21 protein-coding genes are annotated in these 25,451 nt (G+C 45.2%); 1 reads left to right on the top strand and 20 read right to left on the bottom strand.

Annotation, left to right across the window (positions count from 1 at the left end; all coding sequences use genetic code 11):
- Nucleotides 1-48: 48 nt before the first annotated feature.
- The 13 genes from WMO75_RS03010 to WMO75_RS02950 form a co-directional block, all read right to left on the bottom strand.
- Nucleotides 49-1,056, bottom strand: coding sequence for a hypothetical protein (locus tag WMO75_RS03010; RefSeq protein WP_349077586.1), 1,008 nt, complete (start codon nt 1,054-1,056; stop codon nt 49-51).
- Nucleotides 1,053-1,736, bottom strand: coding sequence for a PilZ domain-containing protein (locus tag WMO75_RS03005; RefSeq protein ID WP_349077585.1), 684 nt, complete (start codon nt 1,734-1,736; stop codon nt 1,053-1,055). The genes WMO75_RS03010 and WMO75_RS03005 overlap by 4 nt, the downstream gene beginning before the upstream one ends.
- 27 nt (nt 1,737-1,763) lie before the next feature.
- Entirely contained in the window at nt 1,764-2,396 is a 633-nt protein-coding gene (locus WMO75_RS03000; protein ID WP_349077583.1) for a signal peptidase I, read from the bottom strand.
- Nucleotides 2,393-4,135, bottom strand: a complete 1,743-nt coding sequence (locus WMO75_RS02995) for a DUF2357 domain-containing protein (protein ID WP_291581870.1) — start codon at nt 4,133-4,135, stop codon at nt 2,393-2,395. The genes WMO75_RS03000 and WMO75_RS02995 overlap by 4 nt, the downstream gene beginning before the upstream one ends.
- 21 nt (nt 4,136-4,156) lie before the next feature.
- Nucleotides 4,157-5,812 carry a hypothetical protein gene (locus WMO75_RS02990; RefSeq protein WP_349077582.1) on the bottom strand — a complete coding sequence of 552 codons (1,656 nt, stop codon included), beginning with the start codon at nt 5,810-5,812 and terminating at the stop codon, nt 4,157-4,159.
- A complete protein-coding gene (locus WMO75_RS02985; RefSeq protein ID WP_291581874.1) occupies nt 5,809-6,621 on the bottom strand; it encodes a signal peptidase I in 813 nt (270 codons plus the stop codon). The genes WMO75_RS02990 and WMO75_RS02985 overlap by 4 nt, the downstream gene beginning before the upstream one ends.
- Nucleotides 6,622-6,642: 21 nt before the next feature.
- Nucleotides 6,643-7,425, bottom strand: coding sequence for a hypothetical protein (locus WMO75_RS02980; protein ID WP_349077581.1), 783 nt, complete (start codon nt 7,423-7,425; stop codon nt 6,643-6,645).
- Between the two features lie 2 nt (nt 7,426-7,427).
- A complete protein-coding gene (locus WMO75_RS02975; protein ID WP_349077579.1) occupies nt 7,428-8,288 on the bottom strand; it encodes a hypothetical protein in 861 nt (286 codons plus the stop codon).
- Nucleotides 8,285-9,154 (bottom strand): hypothetical protein, encoded by an 870-nt coding sequence (locus tag WMO75_RS02970; protein ID WP_118697971.1) that lies wholly within the window; start codon nt 9,152-9,154, stop codon nt 8,285-8,287. The genes WMO75_RS02975 and WMO75_RS02970 overlap by 4 nt, the downstream gene beginning before the upstream one ends.
- A gap of 18 nt (nt 9,155-9,172) precedes the next feature.
- The gene (locus tag WMO75_RS02965) at nt 9,173-10,078 is read right to left on the bottom strand and encodes a hypothetical protein (protein ID WP_147399618.1); all 906 of its coding nucleotides are present in this window, start codon (nt 10,076-10,078) and stop codon (nt 9,173-9,175) included.
- Between the two features lie 200 nt (nt 10,079-10,278).
- Nucleotides 10,279-13,407 carry an immunoglobulin-like domain-containing protein gene (locus WMO75_RS02960; protein WP_349077578.1) on the bottom strand — a complete coding sequence of 1,043 codons (3,129 nt, stop codon included), beginning with the start codon at nt 13,405-13,407 and terminating at the stop codon, nt 10,279-10,281.
- A gap of 202 nt (nt 13,408-13,609) precedes the next feature.
- Nucleotides 13,610-14,719: a hypothetical protein gene (locus tag WMO75_RS02955; RefSeq protein ID WP_173906762.1), complete on the bottom strand. Its 1,110-nt coding sequence runs from the start codon at nt 14,717-14,719 to the stop codon at nt 13,610-13,612.
- A 213-nt stretch (nt 14,720-14,932) separates the two neighbouring features.
- Complete coding sequence (locus WMO75_RS02950; protein ID WP_118252022.1) at nt 14,933-16,729, bottom strand: L-fucose isomerase; 1,797 nt, start codon at nt 16,727-16,729, stop codon at nt 14,933-14,935.
- Nucleotides 16,730-16,943: 214 nt separating this feature from the next.
- Between WMO75_RS02950 and WMO75_RS02945 the strand changes: the two genes are divergently transcribed.
- Nucleotides 16,944-17,792 (top strand): AraC family transcriptional regulator, encoded by an 849-nt coding sequence (locus WMO75_RS02945; RefSeq protein ID WP_022215778.1) that lies wholly within the window; start codon nt 16,944-16,946, stop codon nt 17,790-17,792.
- Between the two features lie 56 nt (nt 17,793-17,848).
- Here WMO75_RS02945 and recQ read toward each other — a convergent pair whose 3' ends face one another.
- From recQ to WMO75_RS02910, 7 genes are all read right to left on the bottom strand, one after another.
- Nucleotides 17,849-19,687: a DNA helicase RecQ gene (gene recQ, locus WMO75_RS02940; RefSeq protein ID WP_349077575.1), complete on the bottom strand. Its 1,839-nt coding sequence runs from the start codon at nt 19,685-19,687 to the stop codon at nt 17,849-17,851.
- Between the two features lie 28 nt (nt 19,688-19,715).
- A complete protein-coding gene (locus WMO75_RS02935) occupies nt 19,716-20,411 on the bottom strand; it encodes a hypothetical protein (RefSeq protein ID WP_349077574.1) in 696 nt (231 codons plus the stop codon).
- 98 nt (nt 20,412-20,509) lie between these two features.
- Nucleotides 20,510-21,553 carry a cob(I)yrinic acid a,c-diamide adenosyltransferase gene (locus WMO75_RS02930; protein ID WP_291581901.1) on the bottom strand — a complete coding sequence of 348 codons (1,044 nt, stop codon included), beginning with the start codon at nt 21,551-21,553 and terminating at the stop codon, nt 20,510-20,512.
- A gap of 27 nt (nt 21,554-21,580) precedes the next feature.
- The gene (locus WMO75_RS02925) at nt 21,581-22,732 is read right to left on the bottom strand and encodes a 1-propanol dehydrogenase PduQ (RefSeq protein ID WP_022215775.1); all 1,152 of its coding nucleotides are present in this window, start codon (nt 22,730-22,732) and stop codon (nt 21,581-21,583) included.
- A 16-nt stretch (nt 22,733-22,748) separates the two neighbouring features.
- Nucleotides 22,749-23,522, bottom strand: coding sequence for a DeoR/GlpR family DNA-binding transcription regulator (locus WMO75_RS02920; protein WP_022215774.1), 774 nt, complete (start codon nt 23,520-23,522; stop codon nt 22,749-22,751).
- Nucleotides 23,523-23,554: 32 nt separating this feature from the next.
- Nucleotides 23,555-24,103, bottom strand: a complete 549-nt coding sequence (locus tag WMO75_RS02915; RefSeq protein ID WP_022215773.1) for a BMC domain-containing protein — start codon at nt 24,101-24,103, stop codon at nt 23,555-23,557.
- A gap of 16 nt (nt 24,104-24,119) precedes the next feature.
- Nucleotides 24,120-25,448 (bottom strand): 4Fe-4S dicluster domain-containing protein, encoded by a 1,329-nt coding sequence (locus tag WMO75_RS02910; RefSeq protein ID WP_022215772.1) that lies wholly within the window; start codon nt 25,446-25,448, stop codon nt 24,120-24,122.
- Nucleotides 25,449-25,451 lie beyond the last annotated feature (3 nt).

The following is a 25,451-nucleotide window of genomic DNA, read 5'->3' as shown; positions in this document are numbered from 1 at the left end:
CCTCTGTAATATATATAATCGGCGGTTGTGGCGCCGGTTATAACGATATTATTGATTTCTTCTGGTTTTCCAGGTTACTTCTTTATCTGTGTAATAGCTGTCATTTGGAGCTTCGTTTCCTGCTGCATTGATCGGCTTGTTCTTGTTCAGGGTATCCTTGATATCCGTCACAAATTTCCACAGGAGACTGGTGTCATCGTCGAAGTCTGTGTCGATGTGCATGCTCATCTCCACACTGCCTCCGATAATGGAGTCTACACATTCCGGATCATCGCCCTCCATCCAGATGACAATGGTATATTTATCGACATTTCCCACAAGGAAGCTATCTTCATTATACTCACATACGACATCATCTGACAAGAAATTTGTGCAGTCTTTCTCAGGTTTTCCATCTTTTGCCGGTTCTGCATAGATCATTTTGTCTCCGTTTCGCCATACTGCGATACGGACAGCGTTCTCGGCTCCCTTGGAACAGGAATCCAGAGTGATCCTGGCCTTATAACTCAGGTCGATCTTTCCTGCATTTCTGACAAAATATGTATATGCCATATAGTTCTTGCCATTGTGTGCACCTTCATGATCGTCCAGGTCATCTGGAAGATCTTCGATCGAAATATTCGTGGCATCTTTGACCATGGCTGCGGTAAGTCTCGCAGTTGCACCCTTGAAATCACCATTGTCAGCAATACTGATACCTCTTCTGTACATTTCCAGACGGTCAAGGTTAATCGTGAAGTTACCCATTTTTTCCTGCATAAATGCGGCAGCAAACAAAACGCCGACTGTAACAAGCATTGCAAGCAGCGCAAGGCTCAGTTTATCCAGTCGGAGCAGAGCCGCACCGATCTGGCGCCGTTTCCTGTGAGGCCGGTACATACTGACGATCTTTTCCGGATCGACATCTCCGCCCTCCTGCTCCATCAGGGCTTCCAGTTCCTCAATTCGGATGATCTGGTCCGTCTTTGATTTTTTCTTTTTGAAAAAATGTCGTTTGTTCTTTTTTTCTGCCTTGTTTTCGAGCTTTTTTATCTTTTTTTCGGTTTTCTTTTTCACAGTTTATACCTTTTCTTTACGTATGCCACGTAATCCTGCATATCCTGACATTCCTGCTGGTCTGCAAATCTTAACTGGATACCTGCTACGAAGCGGAACGGGCTGCCTTTCGGCATTTCCCTCGTCCAGCAGATGACTCCCACGACTTCTCTGGAAGGCTGTCCTTCGGCTGCCGTTCCAAGTCTTGGAAGGGTGAAGATACAGGACTCTCCTACTTCAAACCAACGGTTCATGTATACCGCAAGACCGTTGTTGGAGATATCCATGGTCTGTCCTTTTTCCTTATCCACTTCTCCCTCGGAATTCAGTTCCCAGGTATCCTGCATATAGGTAATCGGAAGCTCAACTTTCATACGGACATCCATACGTTTGATGAACTGTCTCTGTTCTGCCACACGTCTGACTTTGAGATAATGACGGATTCCTTCTTTTACAACATCATCCACATAGCCCGCAAGGATGTTACTCTCGTCTCCCTCCGTGTATTTAAACAGTAATTTCTGAGTTTCATCCGGCACAAGCCTCTTACCGTCCACCATAGGTGCAGACACCAGAAATGCTGATTCATCTAATGCTTTGTTAAATGTGCAGAGCATATTGAACTGAGGCTCCTGCCCTACCGGTACGTCAAATGCAAGCTGCATTTTGGTACCTTTCTTCAGTTGTATACTTCCTGCCATGTTATTTTCCTCCTAATAAATCCTGTTTTATTGTTCTTTATCTGAAGAATTTTCTTTTTCTTTCTGTCTTTTTTCCTGGATCTCACGGATTGCTTCTCTGACCGCTGCCTCTTCCTCATCTTTGGCAATCTTACCTGCCAGTCTGATAGTCCGAACCAGATTACTGATGAGGATCACTGCGAGTGGTATGAGGATCACTGGTATGAAAACAAGCGGATTCGCTACCAGACGTGCGAGTTTTCCAAGTGCCAGGGACGACGCGACTACCTTTCCGATCAGAGCCTCGGAATCGGTTCCGTACTGGTCAGGGATATTGTTCGCATCTCCCTGTGTTGTGTATTTCCATTCCGTTCCATCCTGCTCTATTGCTATGACTCTGTGCGTATTTACAGCACCATCCAGCGCCGGGTCTGCGGAATAAAAGGAAATAACATCTCCGACCTGGATCTGTGACGGATCGGTTTTCTTTACAAGGATCAGGGTGTCTGTATCATAAGAAGGCCGCATACTTCCTGTCGTGATACGAAAGACCGTATACCCTCCAAGATTCGGAGCCTCCCCCTGTTTTGTAAAGACTACCAGGCACAGAACCACGACTGCCGCCGCAATGATCATTACGGAAATAATATTTATCAATGTCAGAAAAAATTTCTTTATCATGAGTTGCTGTCATCCTCGTCTGTGTTTTTGCGGTCACGGCGTTCCTGTAAACGCTTTACAATATAATGGGAAAGGCTGGCAGACTTTGCTTTTTGCAGGGCTTTCTGCATCGCTGCCTCGGCTTCTTCCTGCTTGCGTCTGGCTTCTTCGATCGCTTTGGCTGCCTCGCGCTGTGCTGCGGCAACGGCTGCCCGTGATTCTTTCTTTGATCTTGCTGCCGCGTCTGCTGCTTCTTTTCGGATCCTGTCGATTTCTTCTGATGCAGCTTTCTGTTTCTTTTCTTTTTCTTTGCGGGAGTTTTTTGCATCCTTTTCTGCTTTTTCTGCACGATCCAGTGCTGCTGTCAGCTCCCGTTCTTTCTCTTTTCGCACAGTGTCAAGTATCGTCTGGAGATTCTCGACAGAACGCTTTGCCTCTGCCTGCGCAATCTCTATTGAATTTTTCGCCTCAATATCTACTGCTGCCATCGCAGCTTCTGTTTCCTGGCGGACTTTCTGTTCGTTGTGGAGTTGTTCTTCCAGTTCTGCCCGCTCCTGCTCCATCTGCATTCTGGTCTGCTCCAGGAATTCCATCTGCTGGTTCAGGGAGTCCATCTGAAATTCCAGTTCTGAGAGGGAACGTTCCAGTTCTTCTCTTCGATTCGTTTCTTCTTCCAGTTTCGCCTCTGCATCCAGCTGCGCCTGTGTGACTTCCTCTACAAACACCTGTCGGATCTCAACATCCGGAATGTTTCTGTCCTCTACGATCTGTTCCTTGATCTCTTTGACAAATTTCGGCTTAACAGGTTCCCGCTTCTCTTTGGCAAGCTCTGTCACATTTCTCTGGTCAGATTCCAGAAGACTCTTGAATACGGTGTAATTTGTGATAAAGTTGATGTACATCTGCAGGAGATATTCTTCATCGAACTGTAACGCAGAATCCTGTTCCTCAATGGTATATCCCACTTCATCATAGCTCTCAATGAAGTGCCATAGTTTGTAACAGGTGCGGTAATCCGGATCTTTCATCATAAGGTTGGTTCTCTGGATCGGGCTTCGCACCTTGGCACAGCCGTTCATGATATCGCAGAAAGAACTTGTCCGCAAAGTCCTTGACAGTCTTCGTACACGGTCGATCCTTTTGAAGAGGTCCATATGGTCGGTGTCGTTTTCGACATAGCTCTGACGGTTTTTGATCGTCATTTCTACCCTATAGGAAATTTCTTCGTAAGCATCATCGATCTTACTCTCCATGCTCATGACATTACAGGTTTCATCTCCTGTTGACCAGAAGATTACATCTGTTCGCTTGTCCACAAATGCAAATAGCCGCTGGATCAGATGATATACGAAGCGGTTTTCATACAGATCATAGCTTTCTTCGGTCGTGACATTGAGGATCCTGGTCGGCTGGATCTCTCCTGCTGCATTTTCTGTGATGAACTGCGTATGCTGGCTTAAGTGCCGCACACTGTCAGCCGTAATCTTCTTGGCAAGTGCCACCGGTACTACTTCTTCTGAGGTGGCAATAAAACGACGTGGTTTATCCACAATGTTAAAAATAGCTTCGATTCCTTCCTCTACTACGGTGAGCCATTGCTCATCGATCACTTTGTGGAGAATCCTGTTTTTCTGCTCGAGGGTATTGTCACCTGCCTGAACCATCTCAAACAGATATTGGAAGTACCGGTCATCCTCAAGAGCCTCGCCAACCTGATTCGTATATTTCTCATATAAATCACTGATTGTTGTTTCTGCCATCGTTTTATCCCCTTACTGCGATTAATACAAATTCTGGATTCTTCTCAGATATGACTTGCTGTCTTCCATCTCTGCTTTTCCAAATGTTTTGTCAATGTAGTTGATCAGACCTGTGATCTCATCTCTTACAAAGGTAACGTTCATACTTTCAAATTTCTTGAGTACTTTACGTGCAATGATGTAGTCCATACCGCCAAGTTCTGTGCCACCGCAGGCAACATAGACCGGGATAAAGTCGTACATCTGCTTCATAATACGGTTTCCGAAAGAAAGCTTGAACCTGGTAACCAGGTAATTGTCCATCTTCTGCAGCTTCTCCAGGGATTCCTCGCTGATCGGATGTTCTGTTTTTGCTTTCTGGAACAGGTACTGAAGATGCTCTGCTGTGATATCGCAGTGAGGCTGAAGTTCACATTCAAAAGCATCTGCTCTTTCATTCAGCTCAATCGGCATAGCACGGTCATAAACCTTATCCGTGATCGTAAAGGTGGAGTCATCGTTGTTCGCGGTTCCGACAAACCAGGTAGCGGTGCTTACATGGATCTTGCCGCCTTCCATTTTGACAGGATCTCCCTCCCATGCCGTCGGCACAAGGTCAAGTACCCACTCATCCTCGTTCGGCATTTCCAGTACGGAAAGCATCTCTGCAAAATAATACTCGATACGTGCAAGGTTCATCTCGTCGAGTACGATCAAAGTCGGGTCCAGACGATAATTTGCCTCGTACAGTGCACGGAGGAATTCTGTCTCATTAAATCTCTTTGAAAATTCATTAAAATAACCAAGGATCTCTGTACGGTCACGGTAGGATGGCTGTACAGACACGATCGTTGCCGGGTTTTCCATATATCGGCTGAAGGAATATGGAAGACTTGTTTTACCGGTACCTGAAATACCTTCGAGGATCAGAAGCTTACTTGCTGCCATACCTGCAACAAATCGCCGGATGATCTCAGGTGTATAATACAGTTTCATCTGGCTTGCGGCAAAAAGTCTGTAGCCCTCTACGAATTCTTCCAGTGTGATATCATTGTTATACTGCGGATACTGGAAAGCTGCATATTTCTGATCGACAAGTGTAAGTTTCGGGAAACGGTGTTCTACGGTTTCTCCCGGGTCAGAAGAAACTACTGCACGTACAACAGGTGCTTTCTTCGGATCGTCAGTTCCCGAGATGATCGCAGCAGCTCCTGCTTTTGCTGCCGCTCCCTGTACAGCCTTGCCTGGATCAGTAACGTTTCCAACACTTGGAATCACATCATCAGTCAGTGCAGAAGCTCCCATATATGGAATTCTCTCTGTGCCTCCCATGGCATTTACCTTGAGGGCAAGGATGCTGTTCTTCTCTTCCATCAGATCCAGCACCTGCTTGTTCAGTCTTCCGATTTCTCTGTACAATGCCGCATTGTCTGATTTGTCAGCCTTTAACTGGTAATTCAGAATCGCCCTGCGGATCAGAAGCAGAATGATCACGATCGGAATTGCCGCAAGAAGGATCATTAGCAGAACCGAAAGAACTTTGCCTACAATGCTCAGCGTCGGGAAGTAAGTTTTGAAAATCACAAAATATTCAAACCAGCCGGTAACGAACACTTTGGCAAAAGCCACCAGCCAGGTTACGATGTTGTAAACGACCTGTGAAAGAACCTCAAATGCAAACTTCAGGAATTCGCTCAAGACTCTGTACCCTCCTCTTTGGTCTGGTCATCGCCGGAATCGCTCTGACCCTGCTGTTTTCTGGCATCTGCAAGTTCTTTTTCTGCTTTGGCACGGATCGCTTCTGCTTCTTCACGCATTTTTCTTGCTTCTTCCAGTGCTGCTTTGGCTGCTTCTGCCTCATTCTGAGCTTCAGAAGGTTCCGGTCTCTGTGCTGCTGCTTTCTGTGCGGCCTCTTCCTGTGCGATTGCTGTTTCTCTGGCAGTCTCTACTGCAACTGCTTTTTTGAGGCGGATAGCGATCATGATCAGATTGTAAACCTGATAGATAAAGAACAAAAGCATCGGAAGTACGATCACGATCAAAAATCCCATGCTGCTGGAAAGGAAATCCATGACTTTTCCTGCCTTTGGCAGATCTCCGACATATTTACCTACAATATCACCATCGGAAATGATATGTGCATCTGCTATACCATTGTTGTTATCACCGAGTGTTGTATAGCTTCTTGCGTCTCCAACTGTATCGATTTTCTGGATACGGTGGGTATTCAGTGCATATTCGTTATCAATGATCGTATGGAAACAGATGATATCGCCTTCTTTGAGGGTGGATGTGTCACATTTTTTGATAAAGATCAGGTCTCCTGCACTGAATGTCGGTGCCATGGAATCTGATTTTACGACAAGCGGGGTATACCCCAGAAGGCTTGATACATTCTGATTGTCTCTTGTTGCTATTGTTGTGAAGGCATACAGCGCGGCTACCAGTATTACCAGCCACAGCAATACGCTGATCACAATTGTTCCCGTTTTCTTTAATGCTTTCATAGTTTCTTCTCCCTGGTTATTTTATTTATTTTGATCATCTGTTTTATCCCCGGTAAATCTCAGCCGGATTGAATAATCAGATCCTCTCAGTTCATCTGTACACGCCTCATCAGTTCCTTCCATCCAGATATGGACTGTTACTGCTTTGTCCACTCCTTCTTTCAGAGAAAACATGGCATTGTCTTCGTTTATGTGCATTGTGGAAGCTTCCGGAAGCCCGAATGTCTTTGCTGTACCTTCTGTGCTGCTTGCGCTTCCCATGCCCGGATCGTAATTCCATATCGTTCCGTCTGCGGAAAAAGCAATTCGCATGGATTCCGGCAGTGCTGCATTCTCTGACATGACCAGCGTTCCATCCTCTGCCCCGGAGCTGCTGTTGGCACTTGTAAGGTGGACGACCATATCCTTGGCTGCCATAAAATGAAGCGTAAATTCAAGATATGCTCCGCTGGTGTTTTCGACTGTTGTGCCATTCTCATAGGTAAAAGTCTCATAATCGATTGTTGTCACCGGTTCCAGCGGGGTTGTTTCCATGGAAAATCCCTTTTCCTGCTGGATCCTCGCCGCGATCTGCTCAAACGAAAGAGTCTTTACATACTGGTCGATCGTGCTGTGCGGATCAAGATCCATTCTCAGATCGGCATCTGTCACGATATCCAGACTCATGGTCTTTACTTTTGCCCTGTCCGCAATGGAAAACCAGGCTACCGTGGCTGCTGTAACTGCGACCAGCGCCAGCAGAACCAGCAAAACTGATGTATACAGCCTGCTTCGGACTGTTTTGTTGTTTTCTTTTTTGTTCATGCTCATGCCCCTTCCTGGCTAAGCACGCCATAAAATCCAAGCTGCAGGTCTACCGTACTGTACTGTATACTGTTGGAACAGTCCGGGTCGCAGCCTTCCAGATAAAAATAAATATCTACGGTATATATTTTGTTAAGCTGCATTGTCAGAAGCGCATTCTGCGGAAAATCTACAGAATCGTCTGAAAAACTGATGGTATATCCATCTGCCGATACAGACGGGTCGGAAGCCGCCCGTACTGTCCCGTTTGTGTATGACAGTACCTGATTGTTCCCAAGTGTCTGCCCGTTAATGACTGTATTGTATGTCTGCTGACCTGATGCATTCTGACTTTCACTCAACTTAAAAATCACTTCTGAAGAATAATTCTCGTCAAATACAAGCCCAAGTCTTGCCGCATTCAGCATCTGACCGGATACTTTCTGTCCCAGAATGCCATCGCTCTGGTCCAGATACAGCTTCATCGTACTTCCATCGTCCATTCCTTCGCCAACCGCACGGATATAAACCCGTCCGTGGTAATAATATTCTTCATTCTGGACTCTTTCGAAAGAAGATGCCATTCCGGAATCTGTAAACGGTGAATAAACAAAGTTCTGAAGGTCATTTGTCGAAACCGGAATCAGATACTCTGCATCAGTCTTATTGACCTGCGTAATGGATGCCGGCTGTGAATCCCGAAAACTGCTGCCTCCTGTGCCGCTGAGCTGCAGTTCCAGATTTTCTTCATCGGTTCTTGCTGTTACAGTGTTGGTCGAAACTGCCCTGTTGGAAGTAAACCATGCATAAGTGAAAAATACCACTACAAACAAAATTAAAATGATTGTTACTGTCAGGAACCATGTCCTGAAACTACGCTTCATGGCTGTTCTCCCTTCTCACTTTCTTCCAGATCAACACCTGCAAAAGCAAGCTGTATCTCAGAATCTCTGTTCTGTACCGGGTTGGAACACTGTTCATCACAGCCCTCCAGATACAGCCAGTATTCTACGGAAGCCACTTCATCTGCATTTAACTGCACCAGAATCTGGCTTCCATCTTTGTATTCATTTTCGGCCTCGCCATTCTCTGCCATATAGGCTGTGATGTCCTGTGCCGGGTCATCTGCATAAGAAGCCTGTCCATTATCAGAAACAGAGGAAACAACTGTTGAGCTTCGTGGAACAGTCAGTACAGACTGTGCACCTGATGTGCTGCCCATTTCATCCAGTCTCCAGATAAAGGTACTGGTTCCCTCATGTGATGTGATTTTCATTCCAAGTCTCATTGCTGCCAGTGCCTGCGCATCGCTTCCAAGGCTCAGTTTCTCTCTGTCAAAATATACCTTACATGGTGCATTCTGGCATTGCAGATAAACCGTTCCATGCACTGCATCCTGATCTACTCTGCTGTCTGCATTGCTGTAAAGTACTGCAATTCCATTCTTGTTCTGAGCAGTCGATCTGTAAAAATGTTCCAGATTTTCTGTTGAAAGTGGTTTCAGTGAATCCGGATTTCCATTCAGAACCAGATCGCAGGTCTTGTCAAAAGGACCGCTCTCACTTGTCGATATCAGTAAAACGGTATCACCCTTACTCACAGTTCCTGCCATTGGAGTAACATTGGTGGAATTGATTCCTGTAAGTGTAAACCAGGCATATGTAGTACCGGTTGCTGCTGCCAGAAGAAGCAGAATCCACAGCACAGCTTTTGAAAATGATTTTTTTAACTGATCAACTTCTGTATTCAAAGCCTTGCCTCCTTATTTTCAGGATTCTTTTACGACTCCTGCAAAAGACACAGAAAGGTTCTTAAGTGTCTGGCTGCAAAGATTTCTGGTACAGTCCTCGTCACAGCCTTCCAGCCAGATATAGAGATCGATCTGTACCGGATCTCCTGCGGAACCATTCTTTCCGGTTGTTGTACATAATTTCAGTGAGCCTGACTTCAGACTGACAGTTCCTGTATTTTTGTCATATGTACAATAAGCCGCTGAGGTATATGGCGTAAAGGAGACGGTTGTTCCGTCTGTTTTGGTGCAGTCCAGTACATCTCCTTCCTTACCTGTTGCTGTATTGTATTCTGCCTCGGGGTTTTTCTTATCGCTGATTGCAAAAATATATTCTGCTTCTGTCGGCTGGTTCCTGCCTGCTTTGTGTACTACAAAACCTGCACGGATCGCGGAAGAAATCGGATTCTTCTCATCGCTATCCTCAAAGCCGATATCCGCAATATAAATATCGGTTGACTCCCCGTTGCTTTTAAGAAAAAGGCTTGTCTTGTAATAATCAGTATATGCACCCTTTCCAAACAGATTTGCCACCAGATTGGACTGATTCTCGGTTCCATTGGTAAAGCCAAGTACTTTCTGGAAACCGCCGCTGATCCTGTTGGTAGAAACCGGATTCAGCTGTCCGGAAAAGCTGTCCAGGACTGCGGCTGAACCATAGGTGCCATTATATGAATTGCTGATCTGCAGGTTTACGCCTGCGCCTGCTGCCATACGGACTTTTGTTGTATGGCGGCTGGTATTATATATATACCAGGCATATGTTGCTGATGCGGCTGCAAGCAATGCGATAAGCAGCGCAACTGTGCCTGTTCTTAATTTGCCTTTGAGCTGTTTTTTGTCTGATTTATTTACCTGTTCCATAACATTGGAAATTATGGACACCTCCCCTTCTTTCTACATGATAATCCCATTTATACACTATAATAGCACATTGATTTCCATTCAGCAATGCGTCAAGGCTACAGATTTTCGCATTTGTAGCAACAAAATTGAAAATTTTATTTGTTTTCCCGTATAAGAGAAAGAAAGACCTGAGTTCCACTGCTGAACAGAACTCAGGTCTTTCTTTATTTTTTATTTGATTAATTAACTATTACTTTACATCTGACAGATTTTCTGCCGGATGTAACGGTGATTGTTGCTGTGCCTTTACTTCTGGCAGTGATCTGTCCTTTACTGTTTACAATGGCTATTTTGGTATTACTGGATTTATAAGTGATTTTTTCTCCGCTGGTCAGTGGCTGAAGGACCGGTTTGAGTGTTGCTTTTTGATTTCTTTTTAGTTTCAGAGAAGTGGCAACGCCTGTGATCTTCGTGGTTTTTACAGTTGTTTTCTGTACTGTCACAGTGATATTCTTCTTCAGTCCGCTTCTCAGTGCTATGGTTATTATGGCCTTTCCACTTCTGGTTCCTGCCTGGATCGTGCAGGTTCCGTTGCTTCTTCTGTAAACTTTTGCAATATTCGTATTGCTGGATTTCCAGGATACGATGGAATCTCCTTTTGCAAGTCCTGAAACTCTCAGAAGTGTTGTTTTCTGTCTGGTTTTCAGGAGAATGCTGCTTATGTTTACTTTTATGGATGGTTTCAGTTTATTTCCGTAATTTCTTGTCTCTGTTTTGCCACAGGTGCTGCATTTGTGGGTCTGTTTTGCCGGTGCCAGGGCAGTAGCCGCTGTTGTCGTTTTCCATGTTGTAAATTTATGTGCCACAACCGATACTTCCTGATTCTTGGTTTTTCCGCATACCGTACAGGTAAATGTTTTTGTACCTTTCTTTGTACAGGTGCTTGCTGTTGTGATCTTTCCTTCATCCCAGGTGTGGTCTTTGAGTGGGGTATCTTTCTGTTCTTTGAGGATCTTTCCACATACGGAGCAGTGGCTTCCTTCTGTCTTTCCTGCTTTTGTACAGGTTGACTCTACAGCTGCGTCCTTGACTTCTTTATGCTCTGACAGTGGGATTTCTTCTGTTTTTGTTGCTCCGCATGCACTGCAGGTGTAGGTTTTTTCTCCTTTCTGGGTGCAGGTTGCTTCTTTTGTGATCTTTCCTTCATCCCAAGTGTGGTCTTTGAGTGGGGTCTCTTTCTGTTCTTTGAGGATCTTTCCACATACGGAGCAATGGCTTCCTTCTGTCTTTCCTGCTTTTGTACAGGTTGACTCTACAGCTGCGTCCTTGACTTCTTTATGCTCTGACAGTGGGATTTCTTCTGTTTTTGTTGCTCCGCATGCACTGCAGGTGTAGGTTTTTTCTCCTTTCTGGGTGCAGGTTGCTTCTTTTGTGATCTTTCCTTCATCCCAGGTGTGTGTATGTTCAACCTCAAGGGTCTTTGTGGCTCTGCAGACGTAAATTCTGCTCTGACTTGAGGAACTGTAGTACACAGAAATATATTCTCCTGCATCGTCCAGCGTCACACCCGATTTCTTATATATGTGTGTTGCAGAATATACCGACGCATCCGATGCTTCCTTGTCAAATTCCGGTGATTCTGAGGAATCGTATTTCTTTACTGCGGAATAGGTTCCGTCTTCTTTTGCGGTAAGTTTATAGATCTGGCTGGTGTCTGTAGAAATATTGGTTCTGTATACCCCCAGTTCGATGTTTTCTCCCTCCTTGACCTTCTGCGGAGAAATATACAGCGTATTATAGGAATCATAGTAATCATCCGAGATTTTGTACGGAACCTTAACTTCATCCAGCAGATGATTTTTGTCGGTTATGTTTTCCGGAAGTCCGGATGGATCTGCAGAGTTTACAAAGCATTTATCTGCTTCATTTATTTCCCATTCTCCTTTTACAGATACCCTGATCTTCTTTCCGGATTCTGCTGTTGCCCATACCTGTTTCGGCAGAATTGCTGCAACTTTTTTGATGCTTTCTATGTTATCCATCGTCTTATAAATAACATATTCTCTGGCATCTGCCGTCACACTCGTCACATAAGATGGCATTTCCTCTGTGATGTCCGCAAATCTGGTTGTATAACTGATCTGTGCCTCTGAACCTGTTGCTGCATCCTGAAGTCCCGTAATCTGCACCCGATAGCTGTCTGTATATCTGGAACCAGAATAATCAGAAGGCTGTACCATGTCGATCTCGACTCCTGATACTCTCAGTTTCCCGTTCTCCTTCGTGCATTCATAGGAATTTCCGGTGTTAAGGTTTGTGATCACTGCGGTTACTTTCGTGGAATCCGCAATTTTCAGTGTGTTTTTGTTTATTCGTACGGACCAGGCACTTGAAGACGGTGACACCAGCCGGGACGGCATATATCCTGGTGCCGGAAACGCACTGAACGGCAGGTCTGAAGTATTTCCAGATGCTACACCTGCTCCGATTGCAATGCCTCCGGAGAATCCGTACTGAACATCTGACAGAGAAGCTTCGATCAATGCATATCTGTGTCCTGTTGTATCCCATGACTGGGATCTGAGAGAATATCCCTCGTTCATCCAGCCTGTGATAGCTCCCTGAGGAGTATATCCTCTCGCAAGAATGTTATGTCTGCACGGAGCGCCTGCATTCCACATCTCGTCACTCATATCAGCCGGCTTGCTGGAATCACTCACCCAATGGCTGAATTCAAAATTACGAACGAGAGCCTGCACCTGAAGAGAATCCGAATGTGTGGAACTATTCTTCAGTGAATTCAGACCTGACAGCCAGCGATAGAAATTTGTCATTGCTGTCATCGCTGTATGTGTATCCTGGGTCAGCACTCCTGCCGCATATGGCGCGGAAGTAGAGCACGGTTCCTGATACCATGTGGAACTGTCTGAATTTGAATAAGTTGCTCCGGCATATCTTGCCTTTGCATATTCATCAGCAACCTCTTTTAAGGTTCTGCTTTTGAACGGTTCCATTTCGTCTGCATCGTATACGATTGTGTCCCCGGAAGAAAAAAGTTCTCCTACGCCATCTGAAAATAAGCTTTCTTCTTCACTGACAGGTGATTCTTCGGTTTCTGTATTTGTTTCCTCCTCGCCCGCTTCTGTGTCCTCTTCGGTCACTTCCACCTGTTCTTCATCATCTTCGGTTTCTGAGATTTCTGATTCTCCATCCCAGGTCACATCCGCTTCAGGAGTTTCTGATTCATCCGCTTCATCCATCTGCGTAAATTCATCTTCCCAGGTTACATCTTCTGCATAAACAACAATTCCTGCCTGTGATACAGTCAATGTAACTGCCAGCAAAATCCCTATTATTTTTTTCTTCATTTTCACCCCTCCTGATGTTCTTTTTATCATTTTATCGTATTTTTTTATTTTCGTAAATTTAATGACAGATTTTTTTTATTTTCGACAACTTTCACAATTCCGATTTTTCACATTTGTACAAATTTACGATAAACTTTTACATAAAAAGCACCCAACCAGAAAGTTTCTGATTGAGTGCCTGCCATTATACCTGGATAAATTTTCAGTTTCGTTTCATGAAATGATAAATTATAACTCCGACTGCTGCAAGTACCGCAATTCCAGCAATCCAGAGGAGTGGATTCTGGCTTTTGGAAGATTTGCTGGTGGTTACAGTCTGGCCTGAAGTCTGAATATCGTCCTTCTCTGGCTGTCCGGTGGTCTCTGAATCTGGTGCATCGGTCGACTCTGGGCTCTCTGTCGATGCCGGTGTATTTGTTGGCCCCGGAGTTTCCGTCGGTGCTGATGTCTCTGTCGGTACCGGTGTGTCGGTTGCCTCTGGTATATCAGTCACTTCCGGTGCTTCCGTTGGTGTAACTGAATCTGCTGCTCCTGTTACGGACGGTACTGCTGTCACCTGTGGATTCTCTGTCGTTGAAGGTGCTGTCGATGGTGTGGCAGTATTTTCGGAAATTGCTGCCGCTGTGCCGGAATTTTCCGGTACCGGTGTCATATCCAGCAATTCTGTCCCGTCAGAGTTCTCATAAGTACCATGTTCCTTCGCCCATTCTTCTGTCTTCTCAAGATCTACCCAGCCTTCCTGGTCGTCGATCGTTGTAACACCCCAGTGACCTCCATCGACAAGTTCTGCATCCTCTGTGATATGAAGAGTCTCTCCATTCTGGATATCACGAACTCCTGGAACTTCACCGTATTTGATTCCCGGACCCTGATAGAGTTTCTGACTTCCGTCCTCGGAGTAAGCTTTGACATCGTAATCTGCATTGTAATCCACATTGTCACTTCCTGCGATATACAGTTCGGAATCTATTGCTTCCTTGCGGGACTGTGCCGGCTTACAGTCATCGAGCGGCACGTATCCATGCATGCCATGGTATTCTGTATAGCCCCAGGTTCTGTTATTCTCCTTATCCTCTGTCTCGCCCTCGATATGTAAGGCTGTACCGTTCGGGATCTGACTGTCATTCAGCTTCGAAGAACTCAGATCCGGCAGAGAATATATGTCGATCCCTCCCGCTTTAGATTCTACGATCATGTAATAATCTGTCGTATAATCAGGATTTTGCTTCTCCTGCTGTACATCTGCCATAACATTTACGCTCATCAGGAATCCCATCAGAACGACCAGAAAACTCTTTATTATCTTTTTCATTTTATCTTCTCCTGTATGGTTTGGCTTTATCCACAAATTCTGTTTCTATCATACCATAGTGAAGTTCTAATGATAATCCTTTTTATCATAAAAAATGGGAATTTTTTCGACTTTTACAGGAAACTCTGTGGATAAAAAGGGACATCCCCGAAGAAATCCTCGGGGATGTCGTTTAATCATGGCATTTGATTAAAATCAGTTTAACAGTTTAATTTATTTATACAGAGGTCCGTAGTTCTTGCAAGCACGGAAGTCTGCACCTTCTTTATCCATTCCGAATGCATTCCATGCTGCCGGACGATAGATATCTTTTTCCGGAACGTTGTGCATGGATACCGGAATACGAAGCATTGAGCACATTGTGATCAGGTCAGCTCCGATATGTCCATAGGAGATAGCACCGTGGTTAGCTCCCCAGTTATTCATTACATCATAAGCTGTCTTGAACGGTCCTTCTTTGCCATCGCATCTTGGTGCGAACCATGTACATGGCCATGTGTAGTCTGTACGTTTCCAAAGTTTGTCAGATACTTCTTCCGGAAGGGCTACTGTCCATCCTTCTGCGATCTGCAGAACCGGTCCAAGTCCTTTAACAAGGTTCAGACGGATCATTGTTGCAGGCATCTGAGCTTTTGTTTCATAACGGCTGGAGTATCCGCCTCCACGGAAGTATCCGTTGTCAGCCATACACCATTCTGTGTTATCCATGATTGCTTTCTGGTCTTCTTCTGTGATATCCCACCACTGTTTCATAACAGCATTGCCGTTTTCGTCTTTTGCTTCGCCGTTAGCGTCAAGGCAGGCAGCACCGGAGTTGATCAGGTGAAGGAATCCGCCAGCTTCTTTGGCAACACCTTCAAGGTCATATCCTGTAGCTTTCTTAACTGCCTCAGGGCTCCAGTATGTACGAACGTCAGCAAAGATCTGAGCTCTGTTTGTAAGGAGTTTCATGAACATCATTCCAAGACCGTTGAGAACGTCGTTCTCTGTAGCAAGGATATACGGCTCACGAGCTCCGTTCCAGTCAAATGAAGTATTCAGCATTGCTTCTGCGAAGTCACCGTTCGGATAGAAGTCTGTCCACTGTCTCTGTCCCTGGAAACCAGCTGCCAGAGCGTTGTGTCCGATTGCTTCTTCAGAGAATGCAGGATCAAGGTTATCGCAGCCGTTCATCAGCTCTTTGATGATAACTGCCATCTTAACTACGAATTCAAACTGCTCTTCTTTCTTTTCTGGAGAGAACTGCAGTTCTTCCGGGTTCTTGTCCCAGCCGATCTTACATGTTTCTTTAGCCCATTTGAGAGCTTTTTCAAATTCTGCATGATCATAGATACCTTCTGTCATACGACGGATGATTTCTACCTCATCAACGGATTCAACACGCATTCCAAGATAGGATTCGATGAAATCGGAATCAATGATAGATCCGCCGATACCCATTGTAACGGAACCGATCTGCAGATAGGATTTTCCTCTCATGGAAGCTGCTGCAACTGCTGCACGTCCAAATCTGAGTAATTTTTCTTTAACGTCTTCCGGGATAGATGTATCATCAGCTTCCTGAACATCATGTCCATAGATACCGAATGCCGGAAGTCCCTTCTGTGCATGTGTAGCAAGAACGGATGCAAGATAAACTGCTCCAGGTCTCTCTGTTCCGTTGAATCCCCATACAGCTTTGATTGTCTGCGGATCCATATCCATTGTCTCTGCACCATAGCACCAGCAAGGTGTAACTGTAACTGTGATATCAACGCCTTCTTTGCGGAATTTATCAGCACATGCTGCACTCTCACCTACACGTCCGATTGTTGTATCAGCGATAACAACCTTAACCGGCTCACCGTTGGAATATTTTAAATTTTCTTCAAAAAGCTTTGCAGCGGACTTAGCCATGTTCATTGTCTGCTCTTCAAGAGATCCTCTTACGTCCAGGGCTCCTCTACGTCCATCAATTGTTGGTCTGATACCGATAACCGGATAGCTGCCTACTAATCTGCTCTTTGCCATGCTAAATTACCTCCATTATAAGTAATTGTCTATTGGGAGTTTCTGACAACAACTGTGAACAGTCCACAAAAAGCTCCCTTGTTTTCTATACTTCATAGTATACAATTGCCAAGTGATAATTACTTGTGTTATAATGGCAAAAAGTAGTACAATATTCACTTTTTTGACTGTAAATATGATTTTTTAGCAAAAACCATATAAGGAGGAGATTTTTTTGCATGATCTGGACCACAACGAAGACCGCCTGAGGGGAACTTATGAATTTCCATTTGAATTTCATCATATAGAACCGAATCACCCCCGCTATGTCATGTCCTATCACTGGCATGTCGAATATGAGATCATACGCATCCTGAAGGGTTCTCTCTCTGTCACTTTAGACGAAAAAAGCTTCACAGCAACAGCGGGAGATATCATTTTTATACACAGCGGCATCCTGCACAGCGGGATTCCCGAGGATTGTGTGTATCAGTGTATTGTTTTTGACGGAAATACTTTTCTGAAATATAATTCTGTCTGTTCAACCTATATGCAGAAAATTATTCATCAGGAAATCCTTATTTATCATCATTTCACCCCGGCATCTGAGGAAATCTGTGCCACTGTGAACAGTATTTTTGATGCTCTCTGGATGCGGCCATCCGGATATGAAATGACCGTTATTGGACAATTTTACCACTTTTTCGGTATTGTTTTTGGCAATCATTACTACCTGGAAAGCGTTACCAGAACGCGGCGTGATTACAAGCGTATCCTGCAGCTGAAACAGGTACTTGACTTTATCGAACACAACTATGCCTCCCCCCTTACTCTTCAGCAGCTTTCCTCTTCCGTATCCATGTCGCCGAAGTATTTCTGCAGATTTTTCTCTGAGATGACACATCAGACGCCGATGGATTATCTGAACCATCAGAGGATCGAGCAGGCGTGTTATCAGTTGTCGACTACGGATGATTCGATCACGGAGATCGCTTATCGGAATGGGTTCAATGATCTGAGCTACTTTATTCGAACATTCAAGAAGTACAAGGGGATGACGCCTGGGAAATATAAGCGTTCCTAACTCTATCTCATGATGTAACAAAACTCAGGGCACATAATAACCCTGAGTTTTACATTTTATATGAGTTCTTTTATCCTGATTTCGAATTCTTTGCCGTACTTCTCATATTTATGTTCTCCAACTCCCGTTACCTGGAGCATTCTTTCCTTATCTACTGGCTTCAGAATACACATGTGGATCAGTGTCTTGTCTGAAAATACCATATACGGCGGGATCTTCTCCCGGCGGGCGATCTCGGTGCGGAGTTCACGGAGTTTCTGGAAAAGCGGCTGGTCTTCTTCGGTGAGTCCGCTGACCGGTGCTTTGCGTTTCCGGGATAGCTTTTCTTTTGGTTTCTTTTCCTGTTCTTTTGGAAGTTTCATCTGTATCGTACTGTCCTGCGCCAAAAGTTCACCGATCCGCGGGCCAAACTTCACGATCGTATAGCCGTCGTCTGAGAGCCGCAGGTAATCCTGCACCAGAAGTTCGTTGAAGATCTGGCGCAGACGATAGGCCGGGACTTTGGAGAGTTTTCCATAGGAAGGATTTTCTTCCATATGGTATTGTCGGATCTTGGCAGTATTTGCGCCGTGCAAGGTGTCCAGGATCACATTCACACCGTATCTCTGATGACTGCTGTTGATGCACTCCGCGATTGCTTTTGCCTCTTCGGTGACATCTTTTTCTTCGAATTCTGTCAGGCAGTTGGAACAGTTTCCGCAGTAGGCTGCACCGTATTCTCCGAAATATCTCAGAATATAGGACCGCAGACAGTCATGTGTGAAGCAGTAAAAAGTCATCTGCCGCAGTCGCTCTTCATCGCGCTGCATGACCAGTTCCTGTGTAGCATCATCCAGTTCCTCATTGTCCTGATTATTTTCAATGAAAAAGCGATTTGTGATCACATCCTGTCCACTGTACAGAAGGATGCATTTTGACGACTCTCCGTCACGTCCTGCCCTTCCTGCCTCCTGGTAATAACTTTCCATGTTTTTCGGCATATTGTAGTGGATGACGTAGCGGACATCCGGCTTATCGATTCCCATTCCGAACGCATTTGTCGCCACCATGATCGGACTGCGGTCATAGATAAAATCATCCTGATTGATGCGTCGTTCTTCATCGGAAAGTCCGGCATGATAACGCGTCGCGCGGAATCCGTCCCGGATCAGTTTCCCACAGACTTCTTCCACCAGTTTTCTGGTCAGGCAGTAGATGATCCCGCTCTCGTCCGGGTGCTGCTCTATGTAATTCTTCACTTCTGCGTATTTATCTTTCGGTGATTCTACCTGAAAAAAGAGATTGCTCCTGTCAAATCCAGTAGTCACGACATAAGGTGTCTTTAACATAAGGATATTCTGGATATCACCCCTGACTTCTTTCGTTGCAGTCGCCGTAAATGCTGCCACGACCGGGCGCTTCGGAAGTTTCTCAATAAATTCTGTGATCTTGAGATAACTTGGCCGGAAATCCTGTCCCCACTGTGAAACGCAGTGTGCCTCATCCACAGCAACCATCGCGATATCTGCATTCACCGCAAATGAAAGGAACGAATCTGTCAGAAGCCGCTCCGGTGCCACGTAGATGATCGGATATCTTCCCTCTACTGCCAGTGACAAAGCCTTGTAATACTGTCCCTGCGTCAGTGAACTGTTGAGATATGCCGCGTGGACACCCGCCTCATTCAACGCCCGCACCTGATCTTTCATGAGAGAGATCAGCGGGGAAATGACCAGCGTGATCCCCGAAAAGATCAATGCCGGGATCTGATAGCACAAAGATTTCCCTGCACCTGTCGGCATCACACCAAGCACATCCCTGCCGGAAAGCAGTTCGTCAATCACCTGTTCCTGTCCTTCACGGAAGGTATCATATCCAAAATATCTTTTTAAAATGTCGTACTTCTCGTCTGTCATCCAAAACCTGCTTTCCTGAATATTTTATTTAATAACGAACGCTCGCCTCGCGATATTCGTCATTTCTGTCAATGTAGTAAGTTGCTCTGTTTTTTCTTATTGTAAATACATACATTGGGTATTTATTTTTGAGCGTTTTGAGAATCTTCTTTCCTGTTCCGTTCGGATTGCATCTCATAATATACGCTGTTCTGTAGCGATTGGAGTATCGCACGTAATAGATCTTACCTCCAATATATTTGATATCAGAGAAGTATCCCAGGCCAATGTATGTTGATTTTCTGGTCGCAACATTATAAATATACAGCTTTGTGGGTGAGTTGTCATCTGGGATCTGTCTGTACCCGTATGCATAGTTTCCACGCATTGCCTGCAGATAAAGGCTTCCATTCTCCAGTTTAAATCCGCTCTTTCCAATTGTATAACTGTAAGTTCTGATGCGTGTATTATACTTATAACTGAAGTACAGTTTATTGCCATACGTTCCCACATATTCGAGACGGTTTTCATTGGCAAATCCTGTAGCAGCCACAACCTTTTTGCCGGATGATGTTTTCTGGTAGAGGCGGCTCCTCATCTGATATTTCCTGTTAAATTCAATGGAAAGATAGTAAGTGCGGCCTTTGCCGCGAATTGTAGTATAATTGATGTTATCTGCCTGCACCGGAACTGCCATCAGCACCAGTAATATAGACACCAGTAATGCAATCCCAATTTTTTTCATAAATAGCTCCTCCTTTTCTTTTCATAAACACAATAAAGAATCTGTCTCATTTAAAGTGAAAACAGATTCTTTATCTTATGTAAAATACTTTATGATATTCATAATACTTCATTCAAAACAGATAGTGCATACTCTGCCAGGCTGTGATCCTCCTCACCGGTTCCTCCGCTGATTCCCAGGCCTCCGATGATCGTATCTCCAACCTTAAGTGGTACACCGCCGCCAAAGATCACGATCCTGCCGCCATCCATCTTGTCTACGCCGTAAAAAGTTCCTCCCGGCTGTGCCAGGATACTGAGTTCCTTCGTAGACATCTTGACTGCGACTGCTGTGTAGGCTTTCTTGGTGGCTACATCAAAACTTACAAGGAATGCTCCGTCCATGACATGGACTGCGATCGGATTTCCATCCGGACCGCAGACCGCGATCACCGCTTTCTTGCCACGACGCGCTGCTTCCTGTTCGATTTTGTCTATCAGGCGCTTTGCGCTGTCCAGAGTGATCCGTCCCTGGATTCCCATTCGTTTGAGAACTTCCTGGATCACTGCCTCGCTTGTCGCCGGAGTCTGTACTGCTGCCACTGGTTCTGCCTCTTTTCCACCGGAAGGTCTGCTTTCTTCCTGGTTTTGTACCGGCTGCTCTGTGGTTTCTGTATATCTGGCCATGATATACAGATAATCACTCAGACGGTTCATGTATTTCTTTGCGCCGTTGTCTGCTCCGAATTTCACACTGACAGCTGCCAGATCACGCTCCGCTCTCCTTGCAACTGCCCTTGCGATATCCAGTTCTGCTGACAGACGGCTGCTGCCCGGAAGGATATTTTCTTCCTTCGGGCAGCTGAACAGGCCATCCAGACGATCGATCTCGTCTTCAAGCTGTCCTGTCTGATCATCTTCTGTCCTGAACTCTCTGTTAAAAGGATCTGCCACGCCTGATACGATCGTATTCAGATTCTTCTGGATATCCTCAAGAAAGTGGATATCCTCAGCTTTATCCATCATGGTCTTGATAAGTCCAAGATGACTGGTCAGCTCATCAATCGTTCCTACCAGTTGAATACGGTCATCTGACTTGGAGACATTTTTTGTACGGACAAGGTTCGTAGTCCCCTTGTCACCGTTTGTTGTATAAATGCTCATCTCGGCATCTCCCATGTCATTTTTGATTTAGAAGGACCAAAGTTTGGTGTAGATCTTGATGATATCTTCTTTGGTCGGTGTTCGTGGGTTCGTTGGTGTGCAGGCATCCGCAAGTGCCGCCTCAGCCATCTTATCCACTGCTGCAAAATATGCATCTGGAGTGATGGTACCAAGCTCCTGGATAGTCATCGGAATATTCATTTCCTTCTGCATGAACTGGATCCAGTTCACAAGAGAACGTACACTCATAACCTGGTTGTAATTGCTCAGTCCCAGGATGTGTGCAACTAACGCATATCGTTCTACTGCAGGAAGATATGTCTTCTGGCTTCTGCTTCTCTTGTTGATGTTCGCATTGAATTCCACAATGTGAGGAAGGAGCATCGCGTTTGCTCTTCCGTGAGGAATATGGAACATCGCACCAAGCTGATGGGCCATGCTGTGTGTGATACCAAGTCCCGCTGTGTTAAAGGAAAGTCCTGCCAGACAGGAGGCCACGTGCATCTTCTGTCTTGCGTGCATATCACTTCCGTCGAGATATGCTCTGAGGAGGAATACTCCGCAGATTTCCATTGCTTTCTCTGCGAGTGCTGCTGAGAATTCGTTATGTCCGGTACTTACATAGGATTCCAGTGCATGTGTGAACACATCCATTCCTGTATCTGCTGTAATCGCCGGAGGTACGCTCTTAACAAGCTCTGCATCCAGAATCGCTTCATCAGCTGTCAGGCTGTCAGAAACCAGTGGGTATTTAACTTTTGCTTCGGTATCATTTACAACTGCAAAAGAAGTTACTTCTGATCCTGTTCCACTTGTGGTCGGAATTGCGATCAGTCCAACCTCGCCGTAATGGTTGATCTTCAGGGCAAACTCACGGATTGCCTTGGAAGAGTCAATTGCAGAACCACCGCCAACTGCGATGATTGCTTCCGGCTGATAGCTCAGGAATTTCTTAACTCCGTCTGCGATTTTGTCGACCGGTGCATCCGGTACAACGTTATGGAAAATATCATATTCCTTACCAGCTTTTTCCAGAGGTCTGGTAATCAGATCAATCATTTTGCTCTGCACTACAAATGGGTCTGTAATGATCAGAACTCTTTTGTATGGAATGTTCTCAAGACGTTCCAGTGCATTCTCTCCAAAATGAATCGCTGTTTTCATTTCAAAGGTCTTCATATCTGTTGCTCCCTTTCTATGGCTGCATGTCAGGATAGAGACATTTTACGCCTGCATCTTTGAAATAACCCATCCATTTGTCTGATGGTTTCCTGTCCGTTACAACCACATCTACATCCCGCAGTTTTCCTGCTACAGAAAAAGCGGTCTGATCAAATTTTGTGCTGTCTACAACCAGAATCTTCTCACGCCCTGATGCGATCATGGCTTTTTTTGTTGTGCCAAAGGATTCCTTTGATTCCATGATTCCCCACTCATGATCCAGTGCCTTGCAGGAGATAATGACCTTGTCTACATAATAGGACCGGATTGACTCCTCTGTTCTGGAGCCCAGGAATGCAAGATATCCTTCTTTCATGACACCTCCGGTTGAAATAATATTCCAGCCGGATACGTCAGAAAGTTCAAGAAGAATCTCCATGGAATTTGTGATTACAGTGAGACGCTCTTTCTCCTTAAGTGCTTTTGCTACAAAGACAGCTGTGGTACTTGCATCAAGAAAAATGTGGTCTCCCTCCTGCACCAGAGAGGCGGCAATCTCCGCCATTTTTTGTTTTCCGCTTACGTTCTGGTTTTTGCGGATATTGAAGGGCAAATCGATACTTACATCCTCGTTTATGACTGCACCGCCATAGCTTTTGATAGCAAGCCCTTCCTTTTCGAGCTTGTCAAGATCGCGGCGGATCGTTTCTTCTGAAACTTCGTAGAGCTGACTGAGTTCGCTTACTACGACCTTCTTTTCTGTCTGAAGTTTCTCCAGAATTAAATTCCGTCTTTCTAATGCCAGCATTTACTTTGCCCCCTTTTGAGAACATTTATTTTTTATAAAAGAGAATCCATCATTCGTTTATCCGGATGTGCAATGACAGATGAATCCAGGTACATACCTTTTTCTGCCACGAATTCTTTTGCTTTCTCGATGGAAGCTTCTACTGCTGAAACTTCTCCTGTAAGAAGCATGTAGGATTTTCCACACATACCTTTTGCGATACGAAGTTCGATAACGTCTACGATCGCAGTCTTGGCTGCCTGGTCTGCTGCTTCGATAATGGAAGCGGCATCATATGTCTCCAGAATTCCCAGAGCACTGATTCCTTCTACCTGTGTTGTTCCATACATTGCCGGGAAAAGGGATTCGTGCGGGTTACCAAGTACAAAGCTGTCGATACATTTGTCCTCATATGTGGTTACTGCTGCGTCAACAGCGGCTTTTACTGCACTTAAATCGCCTGTGATAATTGCAATATATTTTCCCGGACATACGGTCTGTGCCTCGACGATCTCTACATCAGAGGTCTTTACCATGGTATCTGCTGCTGTGATACCTGTGGCAGTCGTTTTAAATTCAATCATTCCGATTGCTTTACTCATGTTCTGCACGTCCTTTCTACTTTGCTGCGATTATGATATGGCGATCTGTTACTTCAGTTACTCTTCCTGAGATACTTGCATGGATGCTTACGCTTAATCCGTCAGCATGCTGCGCGATCATCTGTCCCTTTGTTACTGTGTCGCCTGTTTTCACAATTGCCTGTGCCGGTGCTCCGATATGCTGGCTCAGAAGGATCTTAACCTTGGATACCGGAACTACGTTCTCGTCCATCGGTGCGTCCTTGTCGTATTTTGTCAGTCCTAAACGGGCCATCAGACGTTCTTCCGGAACCTTGCGATATTCTCTTGAAGGTTTAACCGGTACCGGCTGAACTCCCTGAGGAGGTCTGATACCTGCTTTACGAAGTCCGCCCTTCATGTCTGCAAGAAGTGATCTTGGTGCAAGACTCTGCGGGCAGGCATACATTTCGCATACACCGCAGGAACTGCAGAATGCGGAATTGATGTATGGATTTACATCTCTGAAATCTCCGGCAGATGCTGCTCTCATAAAGCGTGCCGGGTCGATCGGGTGTCCGAGGTTATGTCTCGGGCAAAGGTCTGTACAGGTATTACACTGGCAGCAAATAGATGCTGCACGTTTTAAGTCGATTGCTGAAGTTCTTCTTTTCTTCATGACGATCTGATGATCGTGCGGAAGAACGAGAACTGCGTTTGTTGTTTTGGTCACCGGATCTGATCCGTTGCCAATGCGTCCCATCATCGGTCCGCCTACAAAATAAACAGGATCTTTTGTGGTAATGTCACCAGCCTGTGCTACTACTTCATCCAGTGTACAGCCCAGCGGAACCTTGACTGTTACAGGATGACCGACTTCTGCTACTACAGACACGTATTTCTCTGTTACAGGCTTCTGTGATGTCACTGCCTGATATACATTGTAGATCGTCTCTACGTTGAATACAATGACGCCCTGCTCAATCGGCAGTCCGCCAGGTCTGCAAACACGTCCTGTAGCTTCATAGATCAGCACAACTTCATCGCCCATCGGATACACTTCATCAAGAAGATGGATCTTCAGGCCGGGGAATTCCTCAATGTGCTGCTGCAGTGCCTTGATCGTCTGAACATAGGATTTCTTGATTCCGATGATTGCCTGTGAAGCACCAACGGTTTCCATAACCATATGGAAAGTTTTCATGATCTCATATGCATGTTTTTCAAGTAACTGTCTGTGAAGTTTCAGCAATGGTTCACATTCTGCACAGTTCATAAGAATTGTGTCCGCCTTGTCAGTAAGCTTGGCGTATGTCGGGAAACCGGCTCCACCTGCACCTACGACGCCACTGTCCTGTATAATTTTCTGTAAATCTTTGATTTCCATGGC

Origin of the sequence: Blautia intestinihominis, assembly GCF_040096655.1 — a bacterium.
GTDB lineage: Bacteria > Bacillota > Clostridia > Lachnospirales > Lachnospiraceae > Blautia_A > Blautia_A intestinihominis.
The sequence above is the reverse complement of the archived record's forward strand: the minus strand, read 5'-3'. Positions and strand labels throughout refer to the sequence as shown.